General features: G+C 53.8%; 1 rRNA gene (cut by a window edge). It reads right to left on the minus strand.

The window, feature by feature from the left end:
• Positions 1-21: 21 nt before the first annotated feature.
• A 23S ribosomal RNA gene (locus E8Q41_RS22535) occupies positions 22-2500 on the minus strand (it continues 312 nt past the right edge of the window).

Genomic DNA, 2500 nt, shown 5'->3' on the forward strand with positions numbered 1-2500 from the left:
TGATGATCATAGGCAATGGGAACGATCAAGTCTATCGAGCTATTAGTAACGGTAAGCTTCACAAGTTGCCTTGCTTCCACACCCGTCCTATCAACGTGGTCGTCTTCCACGGCTCTCAGGGAACACTCGTTTTCAGGTTGGTTTCCCGCTTAGATGCCTTCAGCGGTTATCCATTCCGTATATAGCTACTCTGCTATGCCGCTGGCGCGACAACAGATCCACCAGAGATACGTCCATCCCGGTCCTCTCGTACTAGGGACAGATCCTGTCAATATTCCTACACCCACGGCAGATAGGGACCGAACTGTCTCACGACGTTCTGAACCCAACTCACGTACCGCTTTAAATGGCGAACAGCCATACCCTTGGGACCTGCTCCAGCCCCAGGATGCGATGAGTCGACATCGAGGTGCCAAACAACCCCGTCGATATGGACTCTTGGGGGTCATCAGCCTGTTATCCCCGGCGTACCTTTTATCCGTTGAGCGATGGCCCTTCCACGCGGGACCACCGGATCACTATGACCGACTTTCGTCTCTGCTCGACTTGTCAGTCTCGCAGTCAGGCGGGCTTATGCCATTGCACTCGACGACCGATTTCCGACCGGTCTGAGCCCACCATCGCGCGCCTCCGTTACTCTTTCGGAGGCGACCGCCCCAGTCAAACTACCCACCATACACTGTCCCGGACCCGGATGACGGATCGCGGTTAGACATCCACGAAGATAAGGGTGGTATTTCAAGGATGGCTCCACAAAGACTGGCGTCCCTGCTTCAAAGCCTACCACCTATCCTACACATGCCTTGGCGAATGCCAGTGTAAAGCTATAGTAAAGGTGCACGGGGTCTTTCCGTCTGACCGCAGGAACCCCGCATCTTCACGGGGAATTCAATTTCACTGAGTCTGCGTTGGAGACAGCGGGGAAGTCGTTACGCCATTCGTGCAGGTCGGAACTTACCCGACAAGGAATTTCGCTACCTTAGGACCGTTATAGTTACGGCCGCCGTTTACTGGGGCTTCGATTCAAAGCTTGCACCTCTCCTCTTAACCTTCCAGCACCGGGCAGGCGTCAGACCCTATACGTCGTCTTGCGACTTCGCAGAGCCCTGTGTTTTTGATAAACAGTCGCTACCCCCTGGTCTGTGCCACCCCTCCATACTTGCGTAAAAAGGGGTCACGCTTCTTCCGAAGTTACGCGTGCAATTTGCCGAGTTCCTTCAACGCAGTTCTCTCAAGCGCCTTGGTATGCTCTACCTGACCACCTGTGTCGGTTTCGGGTACGGTCTATAATGGCGGAGCTATTTCCTGGAACCGCTTCCCTGCCCAATCAATCCAGTAAGATTGAACAAGTTACGCGATCCGTCACTACCGCCAGGCCCACGATTATTAACGTGGTTCCCATCGACTACGCGTGTCCGCCTCGTCTTAGGGGCCGGCTAACCCTGCTCAGATTAACTTTAAGCAGGAACCCTTGGTCTTTCGGCGAGGGAGTCTCTCACTCCCTTTATCGTTACTCATGTCAACATTCGCACTTCCGATACCTCCAGGAGCCCTCACGGGTCTCCCTTCACAGGCTTACGGAACGCTCCGCTACCACGTGCTTGCGCACATCCTCAGCTTCGGTGCATGGCTTGAGCCCCGTTACATTTTCGGCGCAAAGACCCTTGACTAGACCAGTGAGCTGTTACGCTTTCTTTAAATGATGGCTGCTTCTAAGCCAACATCCTGGTTGTTTTGGGATCCTCACATCCTTTCCCACTTAGCCATGACTTGGGGACCTTAGCTGGAGGTTAGGGTTGTTGCCCTTTTCACGACGGACGTTAGCACCCGCCGTGTGTCTGCCGATTAGTACTCCCGGGTATTCGGAGTTTGGTTAGGATCAGTAAGACGGTGAGTCCCCATAGCCCATCCAGTGCTCTACCCCCCGGGGTATTCGATCGACGCTCTACCTAAATAGATTTCGCGGAGAACCAGCTATCTCCAGGTTTGATTGGCCTTTCACCCCTAGCCACAAGTCATCCCAATCTATTGCAACAGATGCGGGTTCGGTCCTCCAGTTGGTGTTACCCAACCTTCAACCTGCTCATGGCTAGATCACCTGGTTTCGGGTCTAATGCAACTAACTGAACGCCCTGTTCAGACTCGCTTTCGCTGCGCCTACACCTACCGGCTTAAGCTTGCTAGTTACACTAAGTCGTTGACCCATTATACAAAAGGTACGCAGTCAGCCTTGCGGCCTTCCACTGTTTGTAGGCAACCGGTTTCAGGTTCTATTTCACTCCCCTCGTCGGGGTGCTTTTCACCTTTCCCTCACGGTACTGGTTCGCTATCGGTCATGCACGAGTACTTAGGCTTGGAGAGTGGTCTCCCCATGTTCAGACAGGATTTCACGTGTCCCGCCCTACTCAAGGACACCGAGTGTTCTACGTCTACGGGGCTATCACCCATTTACGCCAGGCTTTCCATCCTGTTCGACTTTATTCCTCGGTGCCGCTGGCCT

The organism is Rhizobium sp. FKL33 (genome assembly GCF_005222915.1).
In the GTDB taxonomy this organism is placed as follows: Bacteria; Pseudomonadota; Alphaproteobacteria; order Rhizobiales; family Rhizobiaceae; genus Rhizobium_E.